The 15,766-nt window shown below is 48.2% G+C and carries 15 protein-coding genes; 9 read left to right on the top strand and 6 right to left on the bottom strand.

What is annotated here, in order from left to right; all coding sequences use genetic code 11:
- A complete protein-coding gene (guaB, locus tag OEZ43_19455; protein MDH5547761.1) occupies positions 1 to 1,473 on the bottom strand; it encodes an IMP dehydrogenase in 1,473 nt (490 codons plus the stop codon).
- Between the two features lie 167 nt (positions 1,474 to 1,640).
- On the opposite strand from guaB, the gene OEZ43_19450 reads away from it, so the two are divergent.
- The 4 genes from OEZ43_19450 to OEZ43_19435 all read left to right on the top strand — a co-directional run bounded on the left by OEZ43_19450 (position 1,641) and on the right by OEZ43_19435 (position 4,497).
- Positions 1,641 to 1,934 carry a SoxXA-binding protein gene (locus OEZ43_19450; GenBank protein MDH5547760.1) on the top strand — a complete coding sequence of 98 codons (294 nt, stop codon included), beginning with the start codon at positions 1,641 to 1,643 and terminating at the stop codon, positions 1,932 to 1,934.
- 65 nt (positions 1,935 to 1,999) lie between these two features.
- Positions 2,000 to 3,349: an exodeoxyribonuclease VII large subunit gene (gene xseA / locus OEZ43_19445; protein MDH5547759.1), complete on the top strand. Its 1,350-nt coding sequence runs from the start codon at positions 2,000 to 2,002 to the stop codon at positions 3,347 to 3,349.
- On the top strand, positions 3,342 to 4,157 hold the full coding sequence (locus OEZ43_19440; protein MDH5547758.1) for a peptidoglycan DD-metalloendopeptidase family protein: 816 nt from the start codon (positions 3,342 to 3,344) through the stop codon (positions 4,155 to 4,157). The genes xseA and OEZ43_19440 overlap by 8 nt, the downstream gene beginning before the upstream one ends.
- A 19-nt stretch (positions 4,158 to 4,176) precedes the next feature.
- On the top strand, positions 4,177 to 4,497 hold the full coding sequence (locus OEZ43_19435; GenBank protein ID MDH5547757.1) for a hypothetical protein: 321 nt from the start codon (positions 4,177 to 4,179) through the stop codon (positions 4,495 to 4,497).
- Here OEZ43_19435 and OEZ43_19430 read toward each other — a convergent pair.
- Complete coding sequence (locus tag OEZ43_19430) at positions 4,477 to 5,130, bottom strand: HAD-IB family hydrolase (GenBank protein ID MDH5547756.1); 654 nt, start codon at positions 5,128 to 5,130, stop codon at positions 4,477 to 4,479. The two genes, OEZ43_19435 and OEZ43_19430, sit on opposite strands and share 21 nt — an antisense overlap.
- A gap of 161 nt (positions 5,131 to 5,291) precedes the next feature.
- Here OEZ43_19430 and OEZ43_19425 point away from each other — a divergent pair, with 161 nt between their 5' ends.
- Positions 5,292 to 5,795, top strand: a complete 504-nt coding sequence (locus OEZ43_19425) for an RNA pyrophosphohydrolase (protein ID MDH5547755.1) — start codon at positions 5,292 to 5,294, stop codon at positions 5,793 to 5,795.
- 84 nt (positions 5,796 to 5,879) lie between these two features.
- Positions 5,880 to 8,150: a phosphoenolpyruvate--protein phosphotransferase gene (ptsP, locus tag OEZ43_19420; GenBank protein MDH5547754.1), complete on the top strand. Its 2,271-nt coding sequence runs from the start codon at positions 5,880 to 5,882 to the stop codon at positions 8,148 to 8,150.
- Positions 8,151 to 8,154: 4 nt separating this feature from the next.
- Here ptsP and OEZ43_19415 read toward each other — a convergent pair whose 3' ends face one another.
- Entirely contained in the window at positions 8,155 to 9,345 is a 1,191-nt protein-coding gene (locus tag OEZ43_19415) for a PAS domain-containing sensor histidine kinase (protein MDH5547753.1), read from the bottom strand.
- Between the two features lie 407 nt (positions 9,346 to 9,752).
- Here OEZ43_19415 and fabA point away from each other — a divergent pair, with 407 nt between their 5' ends.
- The 3 genes from fabA to recJ are packed head-to-tail and all read left to right on the top strand — an operon-like array spanning position 9,753 to position 13,326.
- On the top strand, positions 9,753 to 10,277 hold the full coding sequence (gene fabA / locus OEZ43_19410; protein ID MDH5547752.1) for a 3-hydroxyacyl-[acyl-carrier-protein] dehydratase FabA: 525 nt from the start codon (positions 9,753 to 9,755) through the stop codon (positions 10,275 to 10,277).
- Positions 10,277 to 11,488: a beta-ketoacyl-ACP synthase I gene (gene fabB, locus OEZ43_19405; GenBank protein ID MDH5547751.1), complete on the top strand. Its 1,212-nt coding sequence runs from the start codon at positions 10,277 to 10,279 to the stop codon at positions 11,486 to 11,488. Before fabA ends, fabB begins: the two co-directional genes overlap by 1 nt.
- Positions 11,489 to 11,547: 59 nt before the next feature.
- On the top strand, positions 11,548 to 13,326 hold the full coding sequence (gene recJ / locus OEZ43_19400) for a single-stranded-DNA-specific exonuclease RecJ (protein MDH5547750.1): 1,779 nt from the start codon (positions 11,548 to 11,550) through the stop codon (positions 13,324 to 13,326).
- On the opposite strand, the gene OEZ43_19395 is transcribed toward recJ, so the two are convergent.
- The 3 genes from OEZ43_19395 to OEZ43_19385 form a co-directional block, all read right to left on the bottom strand.
- Positions 13,319 to 14,038 carry a hypothetical protein gene (locus OEZ43_19395; GenBank protein ID MDH5547749.1) on the bottom strand — a complete coding sequence of 240 codons (720 nt, stop codon included), beginning with the start codon at positions 14,036 to 14,038 and terminating at the stop codon, positions 13,319 to 13,321. The genes recJ and OEZ43_19395 overlap by 8 nt on opposite strands.
- Before the next feature lie 14 nt (positions 14,039 to 14,052).
- Positions 14,053 to 14,856: a ferritin-like domain-containing protein gene (locus OEZ43_19390; GenBank protein ID MDH5547748.1), complete on the bottom strand. Its 804-nt coding sequence runs from the start codon at positions 14,854 to 14,856 to the stop codon at positions 14,053 to 14,055.
- 75 nt (positions 14,857 to 14,931) lie between these two features.
- A complete protein-coding gene (locus OEZ43_19385) occupies positions 14,932 to 15,759 on the bottom strand; it encodes a M15 family metallopeptidase (protein ID MDH5547747.1) in 828 nt (275 codons plus the stop codon).
- Positions 15,760 to 15,766: the final 7 nt, after the last annotated feature.

Below are 15,766 nucleotides of genomic sequence, written 5' to 3'. Positions count from 1 at the left end.
TTAGTCGACGCGATAGTTAGGCGCTTCCTTGGTAATCGCGACGTCATGCACATGGCTTTCACGCATACCGGCATTGCTGACACGAACAAATTGCGGTTTGGTGCGCATCTCATCGATAGTCGCGCAACCAGTATAACCCATCGATGCTCGAATACCGCCCATCAATTGAAGAACAATGGCTGACATGCTGCCTTTGTAAGGTACGCGCCCTTCGATGCCTTCGGGAACCAGTTTTTCAACGCCCTGGTTACTGTCCTGAAAGTAGCGATCGCTGGAGCCCTGAGCCTGCGCCATCGCTCCTAGAGAACCCATGCCACGATAAGATTTATATGAACGCCCCTGATAGAGTTCGACTTCGCCTGGTGCCTCTTCCGTACCGGCCAACATGCTACCTACCATCACTGAATACGCGCCGGCAACCAAGGCCTTGGCAAGGTCACCGGAAAAACGCACACCGCCATCGGCAATGAGTGGAATACCCGTACCGTGCAAAGCTGCTGCGACATTCGCTACCGCTGAAATTTGTGGTACACCAACGCCAGTCACAATACGCGTCGTACAGATGGAGCCAGGACCAATACCGACTTTTACCGCGTCAGCACCTGCATCGGCCAAAGCCTTGGCCGCCGCCGCTGTGGCAATATTGCCACCTATCACCTGCAATTGAGGGAAATTCTTCTTCGTCCAGGCAACGCGATCAAGTACGCCCTGAGAATGACCATGCGCCGTGTCTACTACAACGACATCGACACCAGCCTCGACAAGAGCGGCGATACGTTCCTCAGTCCCAGCACCGGTTCCAACCGCAGCGCCAACACGTAAACGACCCTGATCATCTTTACATGCATTGGGAAAGTCGGAGGATTTCTGGATATCTTTGACCGTAATCATGCCACTCAGTTGAAAACTGCGATTTACCACCAGTACCTTTTCAATTCGATGTTTGTGTAGCAGCCCGAGTACTTCGTCTGTTGATGCCCCTTGTTGGACCGTGACCAGCCTGTCTTTGGGCGTCATGATGCTCGACACCGGATTGACCATATTGGTTTCAAAGCGTAAATCACGACTGGTGACGATACCGACCAGATTATTGCCCTGATCAACGACCGGCACGCCGGAAATATTATGAACACGTGTAATGTCTATCACTTCCTGGATACTGGTATCGGGAGTTACCGTAATCGGTTCTTTGATTACCCCGCTCTCATATTTTTTTACCATGCGCACCTGTGCGGCCTGTTGTTCCCCAGTCATATTCTTGTGGATGATGCCAATGCCACCTTCCTGTGCCATGGCTATTGCCAGTCTCGCTTCAGTGACGGTATCCATCGCTGCAGAGACCAGTGGGATATTCAGCTCGATTTCGCGAGTTAACCGGGTCTTTAAATTGACTTCCTTGGGCAGGACTGTCGAATGAGCCGGAATCAGTAAAACATCGTCGAATGTAAGGGCTTCTTGCTCGATACGCAGCATGAGGAGGATCTCTGGTTAAAAAATAAGCGCGGGATTATACCGTTTGACCTGACTGCGGTAAACCGGTAGCCTATGGGAATTTAGTACTATCGTATTAAACAATAAAGACAATTTGATAATTTATAAGTAATTCCAATTAGATTAATAATCGCTAGCAGGAGTGGACTATGAAGAAACTATCGTTGTTGTTTGCTGTTTTATTGGCTACAGGATGTGCTATCACCGGTGGTGGACCGGAATTCGATGCGCTGGAAGCAGACGCTGCAGCCGCCGTAAAGGCTGCAAAGAAGTCGGGGCATGAATGGCGTGATAGCGACAAATTCCTGAAGAAAGCTGCGCAAGCAAAGGAAGATGGCGATTACGCACAAGCAACAAAATTGCTGAAGAAGGCAAAATCTGAAGGTGAACTTGGCCAAAAGCAGGCTGCCGACCAGCAAAACGCCGGACCTTGGTTGTTCTAAACCAATACGGTATCTAATTTAAAAACGCCGCCATCTGGGCGGCGTTTTCATTTCCAGTGAGTGATATGCAAAGCGACACATCCCAGAACCGCACTATATATTCCGTCTCAGATCTGAACAGAGATGTAAGATCCATGCTGGCCAAGGCCTTCCCACTCATGTGGATACAGGGTGAAATCTCCAACCTTGCCATCCCAAGTTCGGGGCATTGGTATTTCACGCTCAAGGACGATAAGGCGCAGGTGCGCGCAGCGATGTTCAAACCGCGCAATCGCCACTTGAGTTTGCGCCCCCAGAACGGAATGGAAGTGATGGTTCGTGCGCAGGTAAGTCTGTATGAGCCGCGTGGGGACTACCAACTCATCGTCGAAGATATGGAAGAAGCCGGCGCCGGTGCGCTACAGCGGGAATTCGAACGTCTCAAAGCACGTCTACAGGCGGAAGGTTTATTTGAGCTTTCTGCAAAACAAGCACTACCCGCTCATCCACAGACAATAGGTGTCATCACTTCGCCCACTGGCGCAGCGATACGCGATATCTTGAGCGTACTACAACGTAGAGCCCCACATGTGTCCGTCGTTATCTATCCGGTCCCGGTACAGGGCGAAGGTGCCGCGCAAAAAATTGCCAGCATGCTAGCCAAGGCAAATAGTCGCGGAGAATGTGACGTCTTAATACTGACACGTGGCGGCGGTTCCTTGGAAGATTTGTGGCCATTTAACGAGGAGATCGTCGCACGCGCCGTATACTCGTCGGCGATTCCTGTTATCAGTGGCGTTGGGCACGAGATCGATTTCACGATTGCCGACTTTGTCGCCGACCAGCGCGCACCGACGCCATCTGCCGCTGCAGAACTTGCTGTTCCAGAGCAACAAGCATTACGTCAACTTGTCGAGCAGTTGGATAGAAGAAACCGAATGCTGACCCATAACCGAATTGGGCAGCTGACGAAGGAACTCAAGTGGCTTAGCGCCCGATTGAAACATCCATCACAAACGCTGGAAGAAAAGGCGCAAAAAACCGACGAACTGGAGCTTCGCCTGGCCCAGGCCTTACAACGTAGTCTCAAACAAAAGGGCTTGATCGTACTATCCAGGCAGGCGCAATTGCAGCAGCACAACCCACGCGCGCAGTTCATGCGCCATAGCCAGCGATTTGAGACCTCAGCAGAACAGCTGCGCCGCACAATGAAACAGATCTTGCATAACCAGCACACGGCTCTCGGTAAATTGGCGCATAGTCTCGATACCATCAGCCCATTGGCCACGCTACAACGGGGTTATGCCATCATTACCCGCGACGATAACCAGCAACTCGTACAACATATTGACACCGCGCCGACCGGAACGCGGATAAAAGCGCGCCTGGGCCACGGAACTCTCATTGCAAAAGTGGAGGAAACGCAACTTGAATAGAATTGTATTGGCTCTGTCCCTACTCCTGACGCTTCAACCTGTATTTGCCCGTCTCCCCCAATCCAGCCCAGTCCCCGGTGGCATCGCCATCATCACCTTGCCGAACAACGCGGCCTCCAGCCCACGAGCCTATTACGAAGAAAAACCGGTGATGGTGTTGAAATCGCAAAACCAGTGGTACGCCATCGTCGGCATCCCTCTGACCGCCGAGCCAGGAGAGCATACGCTCCGTATCGAGACTGGGGGGTTAAAGGCCCAGGCCAACTTCCGGGTTGCAGCCAAGAAATACAAGGAGCAACACCTCACCGTTAAGAACAAACGAATGGTCAATCCAAACGCCCAAGACCTTGAACGCATTGAGAAAGAACGTTCCTTCATCAACGAGGCGTTAAAGTTCTGGCGCGACACTGACGATGTAGAAACAGGTTTGACACTGCCTGTGCAAGGCCGCATTAGCAGCCCGTTTGGCCTGCGCCGATTCTTCAATAAACAAGCGCGCAAGCCGCACAGTGGTCTGGATATCGCTGCGCCGAAAGGCACACCGATTAAAGCACCCGCCAAGGGAACAGTGATTGAAACCGGCAATTACTTTTTTAATGGGAATACCGTTTTTATCGATCATGGCCAGGGATTGGTCACGATGTACTGCCACATGGACAATATCAAAGTCACCAAAGGCCAGCAGTTAAAAACGGGAGAGATAATTGGCAGCGTCGGAATGACTGGCCGTGTTACTGGTCCCCATTTGCACTGGGGGGTCAGCCTCAATGATGCCCGAGTCGATCCGAATCTGCTGTTGGTGAAATAGTTCTTTCGCGAGAATAGCTATGCGTCAAATAGTATCGAAATTCTTCAATGGCATAAAAACCCATCATGGCGACGAAAACCGCCTTGGTCAAAACGGCAATATCATCCGCAGCACGGGCGTTATGGTTTATCACATCGAACGCAGAGGTTACTTTAGCATCGAGGCGGAAGACGGCACCCAGTATTATCCGTTCAACAGTAAGAAGTTTCCCAAGCTACTAAAGGATCGATTGCGTGTCAGATTCACGCTGGAATTCCTTCCTGGCGTTTCCAATTACTATCGCAATGGCAAAACAGTTCGCATTATCAATATGGAACCACTACCGCAAACTGATCGATAGCCAGTTCCGCGTTTTTGCCTGCTCGAGTAAAATGTCATCGGCATCGACTACGACAGGATGATCGACCAATTCGAGCAAGGGCAAATCGTTATGAGAATCGCTGTAGAACCAGGTTTCTCCTTTTGTTTGCGCTTGTTTCTCCTGCCACTGGCGTAAGCGCGTCACCTTGCCCGCCTGGTAACAAGGCGTTCCAAATACGCTGCCGGTATATTTACCATCGACAAATTCTGGTTCGGTAGCGAGCAATTCATCTACCCCAAGTCGTTGTGCGATGGGCTCGGTAACAAAGCGATTGGTAGCCGTAATTATCAATAAATAGTGCCCCTGTTCCCGATGCCGTGACAGAAGCTCAAAGGACTTCGGCAGAAGTAGCAATTCAATCTTGTCGCGCATAAACTCTTCGCGCAGTTCGAGCATTTTTTCTAGGGGGTTGTCCGCCAATGGCCGGAGACTGAATTGAAGAAAGGCCATGATGTCCAGATTTCCCTGCTTATAGGCCTCATAGTATTTGTCGTTCTGCTGTCGATAATAGTCGGCGTTGACCACGCCCTTTTGGATGAGAAATTCGCCCCATAGGTGATCACTATCACCGCCAATGAGCGTGTTATCCAGGTCAAATATTGCGAGACTCACTTTTCACCTCTCAAATGTGCGGTTAAATTCAACAGCCCCCTATAGGAGGCTGAATTCTAACGACAAAACAATACACACTCCAGTCATAGAAAATTTGATGTCTAACATATATTTATGGAAGAATGTCTAACCATGTTTTTTTTGCAGCCGGAATTGACTGAATGATCGATGAAGAGGGCTATCGACAGAATGTAGGCATCGTACTGTGTAACAAACACAGTCAGGTCCTATGGGCCCGGCGTATCGGCCAGGACGCATGGCAATTCCCTCAGGGGGGTATATTGTCGGAAGAATCTCCTGAACAAGCATTGTTTAGAGAGTTATGGGAAGAAATCGGATTGGCGCAAACACATGTGGAAATTTTAGCCTCGACACCTGACTGGCTGCGCTATCGCCTGCCCCGACATTTAATTCGACATGGCAGTAAGCCGCTATGTATAGGACAAAAGCAGATCTGGTTTTTGCTGCGTCTCATAGGCGACGAAACCCATATCAGTCTTGACCAGACCAACAACCCGGAATTTGATGATTGGCGCTGGGTTGACTTCTGGCACCCTTTAAACGAGGTCGTGTCGTTTAAAAGAGATGTTTACGAATCGGCCTTGAGCGAGTTCGCGCCACTATTGGGGCAACACAGGCATCCGCACTCGGCAAAAAATCGCTAGTACAACAATAACCGCTACAAACGTACTGGAAAATCAGAAACGAACGCAATACGCATTGTTTAAACAACCACGTGGGTTATTGATGTGCTGGAAACACTCAGACGAATTGTCCAGGAAGTTAGTGCTGCCGAAGATCTGAATCAGGCGTTAAACACCATTGTTTTGCGCGTCAAACAGGTCATGAATTCGGACGTCTGTTCGGTATACCTCACAGACCACATAACCCAAACCAATATTCTCATGGCCACCGACGGTCTTAATCCCGATTCCGTGTTTCGTGTCAGGCTGAAGCTGACTGAGGGCTTGATTGGTCTGGTGACCCGTCGCGCAGAACCGATTAATCTCGACAATGCGCCAATTCACCCTGATTATAAGTTTCTACAGAATACCGGCGAAGAACACTATCACGGTTTTTGCGGTGTTCCCGTTATTCATCATCGCCAGGTTTTGGGCGTGCTGGTTGTACAGCGCCGTGAACAAAGACAACTGGAAGAAGACGAACTCACGCTATTGGTCACCATGGCTGCCCAACTTGCCGGCGCCATCGCTCACGCTCAAGCCCTCGGCAGCCTCGACGATATGGGCAAGCCCATACAAAATAGCGACAAACCTTTTCGCGGCCTACCTGGCGCGCCTGGCGTAGGCATTGGTACGGTGGTGGTGGTTTATCCACCTGCCGATCTGGCAGCGGTACCGAATCGTTTTACCGATAATGTTGAGGAGGAGGTACGTGTTTTTCGACAGGCCGTTACCACTACCCTAAACGATATTGAACAGCTTAAAAAACGTATCAGCAAACTGCCGTCGGAAAACAGCGCGCTGATCGATGCCTATACAATGATACTGAAGAGTAACAGTCTACTTGGCGTCACCATACAACGTATACGCAAAAATAAAGTCATGGCCTCTACCGCATTGCGTGACACGGTGCATGAACAGGTTCACGCCTTTGATGCTATGGAAGACGCCTATCTCAGGCAACGGTCAGACGATATTCGCGATCTCGGCAATCGCATCCTGGTTCACATCCAGTCCAAAGCCTCAGGCAACCGAACCTATCCTGAGAAAACGATTTTAGTTAGCGAGGAACTGACTGCCTCTGCGGTTATGGAAGTTCCGCCAGAGCGTCTGGCGGGAGTTGTTTCAACCAAAGGATCAGGTTCCTCTCATGCGGCAATTCTGGCGCGTGCGCTTGGTGTTCCGGCTGTTATGGGCGCCAAGGATTTACCCTGCGCGAAGCTGGAAGCGGAGCAAGCCATCGTCGACGGCTATCAGGGATTGGTCTATCGTTCGCCGTCTTCCAATATCATCGACGAATATAAACGGCTAATCCTGGAAGAACAGGAGTTATCCGATGAGTTGCGTGACCTGAAGGATAAGCCCGCTGAAACCCTGGACAGCATCCGCATCCCACTGTATGTCAACTCCGGACTATTATCTGATATCACTTCCGTTGCCGAGCTGGCGGTGGAAGGAATCGGACTCTATCGCACCGAATTTCCTTTCATGATACGTGACCGCTTTCCTGGAGAAGATGAACAAACCGGTATTTACCGGCAAGTACTGGAACAGTTTTCTCCTCGTCCGGTAACGTTGCGTACCCTCGACATTGGTGGTGACAAAAGCCTGTCCTATTTTCCAATAAAAGAAGACAACCCGTTTCTTGGTTGGCGTGGCATACGGATCAGTCTTGATCGGCCAGATATTTTTCTTACGCAGATACGCGCGATGTTAAGAGCAAGCGAGGGCCTGGACAATCTGCATATTCTGTTGCCGATGATTTCGAGCGTAACCGAGGTCGACGAGGCATTGAAATACATTCATCGCGCCCGTACTGAACTTCTGGAGGCAGGACATCGGGACATCAAACCACCCAAAATTGGCGCCATGATAGAAGTCCCTTCAGCGGTATATCAAGCTGACGTTATAGCCAAGCGAGTCGATTATCTCTCTATCGGCACCAATGACCTGGTACAGTATTTACTCGCGGTAGATCGCAATAATTCCAATGTCGCCGACCTTTTCGACTGTTTACACCCGGCGGTTATCCAGGCGGTACAGCACGTCGTTCAATACGCAAATAAAAATCGAGTACATGTTACCGTTTGCGGGGAAATGGCAGGTGATCCGGCTGCGGCTATCCTGCTTGTCGGAATGGGCCTGGACTGCCTAAGTATGAGTATCGTCGCGATCCCAAGAATTAAATGGGTCATCCGCAACATTTCTTTCAAACAGGCGAATGCCTTGCTTAACGATGCCCTGCAAATGAATAGCGCCAGAGATATACGCAATATGCTTACTGAAGAAATCGTGAATATGGGTCTGGGCGGCCTGATTAGACCAGGCAAACTTTAAAAGCTTACATGCTGGCGTTTTCTTCGCCGGTAACGAGCAAGTTTTCATTGCGTCGTTCTACTGACACTATGGGCAACTCAAAATAAAATCGTGTACCAACACCTTCTTGAGAATCAAAACTCAAAAATCCATTGTGCGCCTTGATGATGGCAACTGAAATAGGCAATCCCAAGCCGGTACCGATGATCTGACTATCGTTGTCGATACTGCGACTAAAGGGTTGAAAAATGCTCTCACGCATACTTTCAGGAATGCCTTTTCCCTCATCGGTGATATTCACTCGTATGCGTTCGCCTACCAATTGTGTATTCACATGAACGATAGAACCACGAGGCGAATATTTGATCGCATTGGACAATAGATTGTTTAACACTTGAAGCATACGTTCGGCCTCTGCGCGAACGATGACGGATGACATCGATTCAACATAGGCAATCGTGATATCAAACTGTTTGGCATAAGGGAGTATCGCGGCGATCGATTCACGAATGACAAGTGACAAGTCGGTGTCTTTGAGATTAAGCGTCACATCTTTGTGACGAAACCGTTCCAAGTCCAGAATATCGTTGATCAAATACATCAAACGATCTGAGTTCTTACGCGCCATTTCAATTAAAAACTTAGTCTTTTCGGGCAACTTGTCCAAGTCACGGCTATCCAAAAGACCTAAAGAACCTTTTATCGAAGTTAACGGTGTTCGCAATTCATGACTTACCGTGGAAATTAATTGGTGTTGCAATTTCTCTATGCGTTTTTTCTCGGTAATGTCCTGCATAATCGCTACGAAAAACTGATCATCATCGTCGCCCTGCATTTTTTGCAGAAAAACTTCGAATGCACGCGTACCCCCATTTTTTTCCCTCAAAAGGGTATCGAAATAAAGAAACTCATCGTTGTCGGCCAGCAGTTTTTTAAATTGATTGCGCAGGGTTAACAGGACGCCATCAACCTCCAAAATATCCACGGTATGCCCAATGATATCTGGACGTTCAAACCCGAGTTCCCTCAAGCAAAAAGCATTACAAAAGGTAATCCGTCCGGTTGAAACAGACACAATAAATGCAGAGGATTTGAGTTGATCGAGTGTACGCACAAATAAAGAGGTCAAAGAAATACTGCGATCTTCTTCCTTTCTATGTGTATTGCGATAAATCAGAAATAGCAGCAATGTCGTCGCAACGATAGTTGTAGCCATGAGTACGACATTCCACATGAATAGCTCTCAGTGTAATTTACTGTTAAATAAACTATAAATGTTAAATTACCAAATACAATACTTGGTGAATTAATATGCTCAATTGATACATTTTGTAACAATGTTGACACTTAAATTGATCGAAATTTTTATTCCAATGCAAAAAAACGTATTCGATGTTTCCGGACGATGTAAACATTCCCGCAAATTTCCAACACACGAAAATGTAGAAACGCGTTTTTACTTTTCAAATGTGGGATACAACAAATCCCTACGGTTTAACAAGGAATTGAACCCCTCAAATTTCGCTGAAACAATATCCCCCATTAGTACTATTTGTGTTATGGTATGCGGGGCCGCGAAAACCGTCGCGTCAGAAGTAACAAACGATTGAGATATAAGCATTTATGACCCAACAAAGTAGCTTTACACGAGAGGAACTCATCTCCTGCGGACATAGCCAGTTGTTCGGCCCTGGCAATGCTCAACTTCCACTTCCACCGATGTTGATGTTTGACCGCATCACGCACATCTCCAAAGAAGGAGGTAGATATGGCAAGGGACAAATCGTTGCCGAACTTGATATAAGTCCTGACCTGTGGTTTTTTGAGTGCCATTTTGAGGGGGATCCAGTAATGCCTGGCTGTTTAGGTCTGGACGCCATGTGGCAATTGGTCGGTTTCTATCTGGGCTGGATGGGTGGACCTGGTAAAGGTCGTGCATTGGGATCTGGTGAAGTCAAGTTTACAGGTCAAGTTACCCCTGAAAACAAAATGATCACATACCGAATCGACCTGAAACGCGTTATTATGCGCAAGCTGTTCATGGGCATCGCAGATGCCAGCATGGAAGTCGACGGGCAGGAAATCTATGCTGCCAATAACCTACGTGTCGGCTTGTTTACCAACAATATGAATACTGAGGTGTTATAGTGAGACGGGTTGTTGTTACCGGATTAGGTATTGTTTCCAGTATTGGGAATAACAAGCAGGAGGTTGAAAAATCCCTGCGTGAAGGAAAATCCGGAATCGTCTTTAGTCAAGAGTATGCAGACCTGGGATTTCGCTCCCATGTCCATGGAGCAATCAATATCGATGTCGACGCCCTCATCGACCGCAAAGCAAGACGCTTCATGGGGGATGCTGCGGCGTTCAGTTATATCGCCATGCAACAGGCGATTGAAGACGCCGGCCTCGATGAAAGCCTGGTCTCAAATCCGCGCGCTGGCCTGATCACCGGGTCAGGCGGCGCATCGAATGAAAATCTGATTATTGCCGCCGACACGCTACGCGAAAAAGGACTGAAACGAATTGGTCCTTACATGGTACCTCGTACTATGGGAAGTACAACGTCGGCATGTCTAGCAACCAGCTACAAGATTAAAGGCCTTAGCTACTCCATTAGTTCCGCATGCGCCACGAGTGCTCACTGCGTTGGCAATGCAATGGAACTGATACAGCTTGGTAAACAGGACATCGTGTTTGCCGGCGGCGGTGAGGAAGTACATTGGTCGATGACCATGTTGTTCGACGCAATGGGTGCCCTATCCTCGAAATATAACGCCACGCCAGGAACAGCCTCACGTCCTTATGATGCAACAAGAGATGGTTTTGTCATTTCCGGCGGTGGTGGCATCCTGGTCCTGGAAGAATACGAACATGCAGTAAAACGTGGTGCGAAGATCTACGCCGAAATCACCGGCTATGGCGCGACATCCGATGGTTATGACATGGTTGCCCCATCCGGTGAAGGCGCTATGCGCTGTATGCAAATGGCGCTGGCAACGACATCAAATAAAATTGACTATATCAATGCCCATGGAACCAGTACGCCAGTTGGTGATACCAAAGAACTGGAAGCCATACGTGAGGTTTTCGGTAGCGAAGTTCCTTACATCACTTCAACCAAATCGTTGACCGGCCATGCCTTGGGCGGCGCAGGTGTAAATGAAGCCATTTATTCTCTCATCATGATGGAGAACAATTTCATTGCAGCATCTGCCAACATCGGGCAGTTGGACCCAGCAGCGGAAGACATGCCTGTCGTTCGCGAATACATGACCGATGTCAAACTGAACAATATTCTTTCAAACAGTTTTGGTTTTGGCGGCACCAACGCCAGTCTCATTTTTTCACGCATCTGATTGCATGAACCAAGGATAAACGGGCTCCCCGCTTGGGGCGCCTGTGTACGGGTCACTAGATGATACGAAAACGCATCCTGCGCTATCGTGCTGGAACGGAAAAGCTCGTCAACACCGATCAGGTTCATCCCCTCTTGGCGCGCATTTATCGCAATCGAAAGATTGTATCGGTCGACGAACTCGATAAATCTCTGCAACAACTTGCGCCCTATTCCTTGCTCAAGGGGATAGATACTGCCTGTGATCTACTTGAACACTCGCTGCTTCAGGCACAACGCATTGTCATCATCGGTGACTTTGATGCCGATGGCGCAACCAGCACAGCAGTTGCCGTACGTGCATTAAGAATGATGGGAGCGCAGGAAGTAGAATTTCTTGTTCCAAATCGTTTTGCATTTGGTTACGGTCTCTCACCGGAAATTGTTGATGAGGCGGCTAAGCTCGATCCAACGCTTATCGTCACTGTGGACAATGGCATTGCCAATATTGATGGCGTGAATCGAGCAAGACAACTCGGCATAAAAGTCCTGATAACAGATCACCACCTGGCCGGCGATGAACTACCCGACGCTGATGCTATCGTCAACCCAAACCAGCCGGGTGATGAGTTTCCCGCAAAAGGAACTGCAGGTGTCGGAGTTATCTTTTATGTCATGCTCGCACTACGCGCCCGCCTACGAAACACTGGCTGGTTCGCAAGCTTAGGTATCGAAGAGCCTAATCTTGCACAATTACTGGACATTGTTGCCCTGGGAACTGTTGCCGACGTTGTACCACTGGAAAAGAACAATCGTATATTGGTTGCTCAAGGCTTGAAGCGCATTCGCGCCGGTATGGTTTGCCCCGGCATACGCGCGTTATTGGAAGTTAGTGGGCGCCGTATCGAAAACGTCGTCAGCAGCGATTTTGGTTTTGCCATTGGGCCACGATTAAATGCTGCTGGCAGGCTCGATGACATGAGTATCGGCATTCAATGTCTTTTATCTGACGATTTTCACACTGCTCGGCTTTTTGCAGAACAGTTGCACCAGTTAAACAACGAACGCAAACAGATCGAATCAGCAATGCAGGAACAGGCTCTGGAAATTCTGGAATCACTACGCCTTTCGGCGAACGACGAAATTCCCAAAGGCATCACCCTGTTTAATCCGGAATGGCACCAAGGCGTTATTGGCATTCTCGCGTCGCGCATTAAAGATCGTTATCACCGACCAACGATCGTTTTTGCTCAAGATAATCCAGCTGACGTGAAAGGGTCTGCACGTTCAATTCCGGGTATACACATACGAGACATTCTTGACCGCATCTCGAAACGTCACCCTGGCCTATTGAAAAAATTTGGCGGGCATGCAATGGCGGCAGGGCTTAGTCTTTCACTTGAAAACCTTGATCAATTCTCAAGTGCCTTTGATGAAGAAATCTCAGGCATTAGTGAGAATGAGGAAATCGAAGGAACGATACATTCAGATGGAGAACTTGAACAGGATAGTTTTTCGATTGATATCGCACAAATGCTACGTTCGGCAGAGCCCTGGGGACAAAGTTTTCCCGAACCGCTATTCGATGGCTATTTCATCATTTTGGAGCAACGAGTCGTAGGCGAAAAACACCTAAAGTTGCGGCTACGCCCGCTTGACTCTACTCACGCGCTGGACGCCATTGCTTTTGGCGTCATTGACGCTAGTGCAGATTATGTCCCATTTGAAGCCGGCAATCAGATTCATATCGCTTATCGCCTCGACGTAAACGAATTTCGCGGCCGCCAATCTTTGCAACTAATGATAGAACATATTCAGCAAGCAGACGACGTTAGAATTGAAGTATGTAATGTCAATTAAAACCAAATTTTCGATAGCGATCAGGGATAGAAAATAAATGATTGGGCATTACGATACCTGCACGGTATTGGGTAAGAAAACGCTGATAACCTTTATCGTTCCACTCACGTATAGGAAATCCAAATTTCAAGGTATAAGCAGGCTCGACAATATTTAGCGCCGCGTGACAAACATCCTCACCTGCCTGAAACTCCATCCCTTGCATTTGTTCACTTGCTAACACAATTCTGTAGGCTTTCAACACCTCAAGCGCTTCGGGCAAGAATCCATCTACTGCTATAACTGACATGCAATCCTGATCGTTTATTGTTATCCGATGATGAATTGATTTTTGCGTGCCTTTGTTATCAACCACAACATTACTCGGCTCACTTTTTACACGCCACTCCAGTTTTGGATTCTGTGTTTCAGATAAGGCCTGGTCACCAAAACGAAATGCGGTTTCATCTTCATGAACAATGGAAAAAATCTTGTTTTGTTTTACATCAAACAATAAAAAATCGTCTTCTTCTTTCCCGCTGTCGATGCGTAGATAATTCGCGGTTATCAACATACGAACCTCGCCCGACGGCTCTCCTGGTCGATGCTCGTCGAAGACTAAAACCCAGCCGCTTTCGGTGTCTGTTTGTACATTTTCTTGCGCCTTATTGTGGGCACAGGATGTCCATACCAGTACGATTGTCAACATCACAACAACACGTTTCAGTATCATTTCTTCCTTTTCCTTCAAATGCAGGAGTAGAGATAGTCAATTTCTGCCTGCGTAAAACCCGCTTGCTTGCGTCCTTGAACATTTATCGGCGCACGAATTTTTTCTTGGGCAAACCGTTCAATCAGTTCCTCGAAAGTTTGCTGTGCGTCCAATCCACGTGTTTCGCACAAAACATTAAACCAGCGCGTACCTATTTCCACATGCCCAATCTCGTCGCGGTAAATAATATCTAATATGTCCGCTAATCTGTCTCGTTTATGATGACGTAATTTGTCGATCATGCCCGGTGTTACATCCAGGCCACGAGCTTCGAGCACTCGGGGAACCAACGCCATGCGTTGCATAACGTCATCGGCGGTGAGTATCGCCATTTGCCAAAGCCCGCTATGGGCTTCAAAGTCGCCATAGTCGTAACCGAGTGACACCAGATATTCACGAAGTAGCGAAAAATGATAGGCCTCTTCTGCCGCCACTCGGGCCCAGTCACGATAGAAGTCTTTCGGCATATCGGTGAATCGGCAAACCGCATCCCAGGCGAGATTTACGGCGTTAAATTCAATATGTGCCAGTGCATGCACGAAGGCGGGATGGTTTTGATCGCTGGTCATGGATCGCTTAGGAACCTGGAAAGTTTCCACAAGATCTGGTTTGAGTGGTCGCCCAGCCTCCAAAGGGACTGGATGGCGATTAGCACAGTCAAAACTCACTTGATCTTCGGAAATCGCTTGCCAGGCGTGTTGAGTCAATCGTATTTTTTCATCGACGGTGTCCGATACCAGACAGGAATTAGCCAGGTTAAAAATTGATACGACTGCCATGGGAACACAACCAGAATGCGCCAAATGGCGCATTATAGCGTGTGAGTAAAGGAGAGAAAATCGCTTATCTTGGTATTAAACGACCTTGATATGCCAAGGTTCATAACGCACACCAAATGGGTTGCGCTCGTGATAACGGATGCGAATAAAGCCCAACTCTTCAAGTCGCTTGAACTCGTCAGTATGAGCAAAATCCTCGGTAAAATTACGATATCCATATCCTTTTTTACCAACATCGAAATCGCCAATACCATGGAATGAGTGTCCCGGCGGCGCCAGTGATCGGGATGCCATAGACAGGTTCCCTTTGGACTCATAGGCTTTATCTAAAAACAGCAAGGTCTGTTTTACGATACAACGCACGCCGGAAGTCAACGTAATATTGGTACCAACCATTTTCTTGATCTGGTTATACAGTTTCAGGGACTTCCCGCGATAGATAAAGTGGCCAGTTCGCGGAATCTTGATTAAATCCCTGTTTTGAATTCGTTCAGTAAATTTGAGCGATACTTTCTCGCCGAGAAAGCCGTATTCTTTGGCGTTGGTGTAAAACAAGGATTCCAGAAAATTCTGTTCTTCTGCCGTGAATTCACCGATTCGTGGAACTAACTTCGCGTAATAGAACGCGCTATCTACGCTTAATAGTGAAAAGTTTGCATAGCCTACATAGGATTGTAGTCTTTTCAGTCGGGCAACCACGCTCTTAAGAAGCTCGAACTTTTTCCCGGTTAGGATGATGTCGTCGGCAAAGTGATGATTAAAATTCTCAATCTTACTCAGATAGTCGCGCACCTGTTCCGGGTTTGCGTCGCTCATATCGGCCAGGATAATACCCGATGACGTCGCTGTCGCAGCGCTCGCCGTTCCAATTACACAAGATTTGATAAATGCTCGCCTATCCACGCTTCTG

The organism is Gammaproteobacteria bacterium, from assembly GCA_029881255.1.
Taxonomy (GTDB): Bacteria; Pseudomonadota; Gammaproteobacteria; order S012-40; family S012-40; genus JAOUMY01.
This window is presented reverse-complemented; position numbering and strand designations above follow the sequence as displayed.

What these genes read in the sequence shown, in the direction of transcription:
- guaB (MDH5547761.1), bottom strand. Translation starts at nt 1,473, where the DNA reads ATGCTGCGTATCGAGCAAGAAGCCCTTACATTCGACGATGTTTTACTG.
- OEZ43_19450 (MDH5547760.1), top strand. Translation starts at nt 1,641, where the DNA reads ATGAAGAAACTATCGTTGTTGTTTGCTGTTTTATTGGCTACAGGATGT.
- xseA (MDH5547759.1), top strand. Translation starts at nt 2,000, where the DNA reads ATGCAAAGCGACACATCCCAGAACCGCACTATATATTCCGTCTCAGAT.
- OEZ43_19435 (MDH5547757.1), top strand. Translation starts at nt 4,177, where the DNA reads ATGCGTCAAATAGTATCGAAATTCTTCAATGGCATAAAAACCCATCAT.
- OEZ43_19425 (MDH5547755.1), top strand. Translation starts at nt 5,292, where the DNA reads ATGATCGATGAAGAGGGCTATCGACAGAATGTAGGCATCGTACTGTGT.
- OEZ43_19415 (MDH5547753.1), bottom strand. Translation starts at nt 9,345, where the DNA reads ATGGCTACAACTATCGTTGCGACGACATTGCTGCTATTTCTGATTTAT.
- fabA (MDH5547752.1), top strand. Translation starts at nt 9,753, where the DNA reads ATGACCCAACAAAGTAGCTTTACACGAGAGGAACTCATCTCCTGCGGA.
- recJ (MDH5547750.1), top strand. Translation starts at nt 11,548, where the DNA reads ATGATACGAAAACGCATCCTGCGCTATCGTGCTGGAACGGAAAAGCTC.
- OEZ43_19395 (MDH5547749.1), bottom strand. Translation starts at nt 14,038, where the DNA reads ATGATACTGAAACGTGTTGTTGTGATGTTGACAATCGTACTGGTATGG.
- OEZ43_19390 (MDH5547748.1), bottom strand. Translation starts at nt 14,856, where the DNA reads ATGGCAGTCGTATCAATTTTTAACCTGGCTAATTCCTGTCTGGTATCG.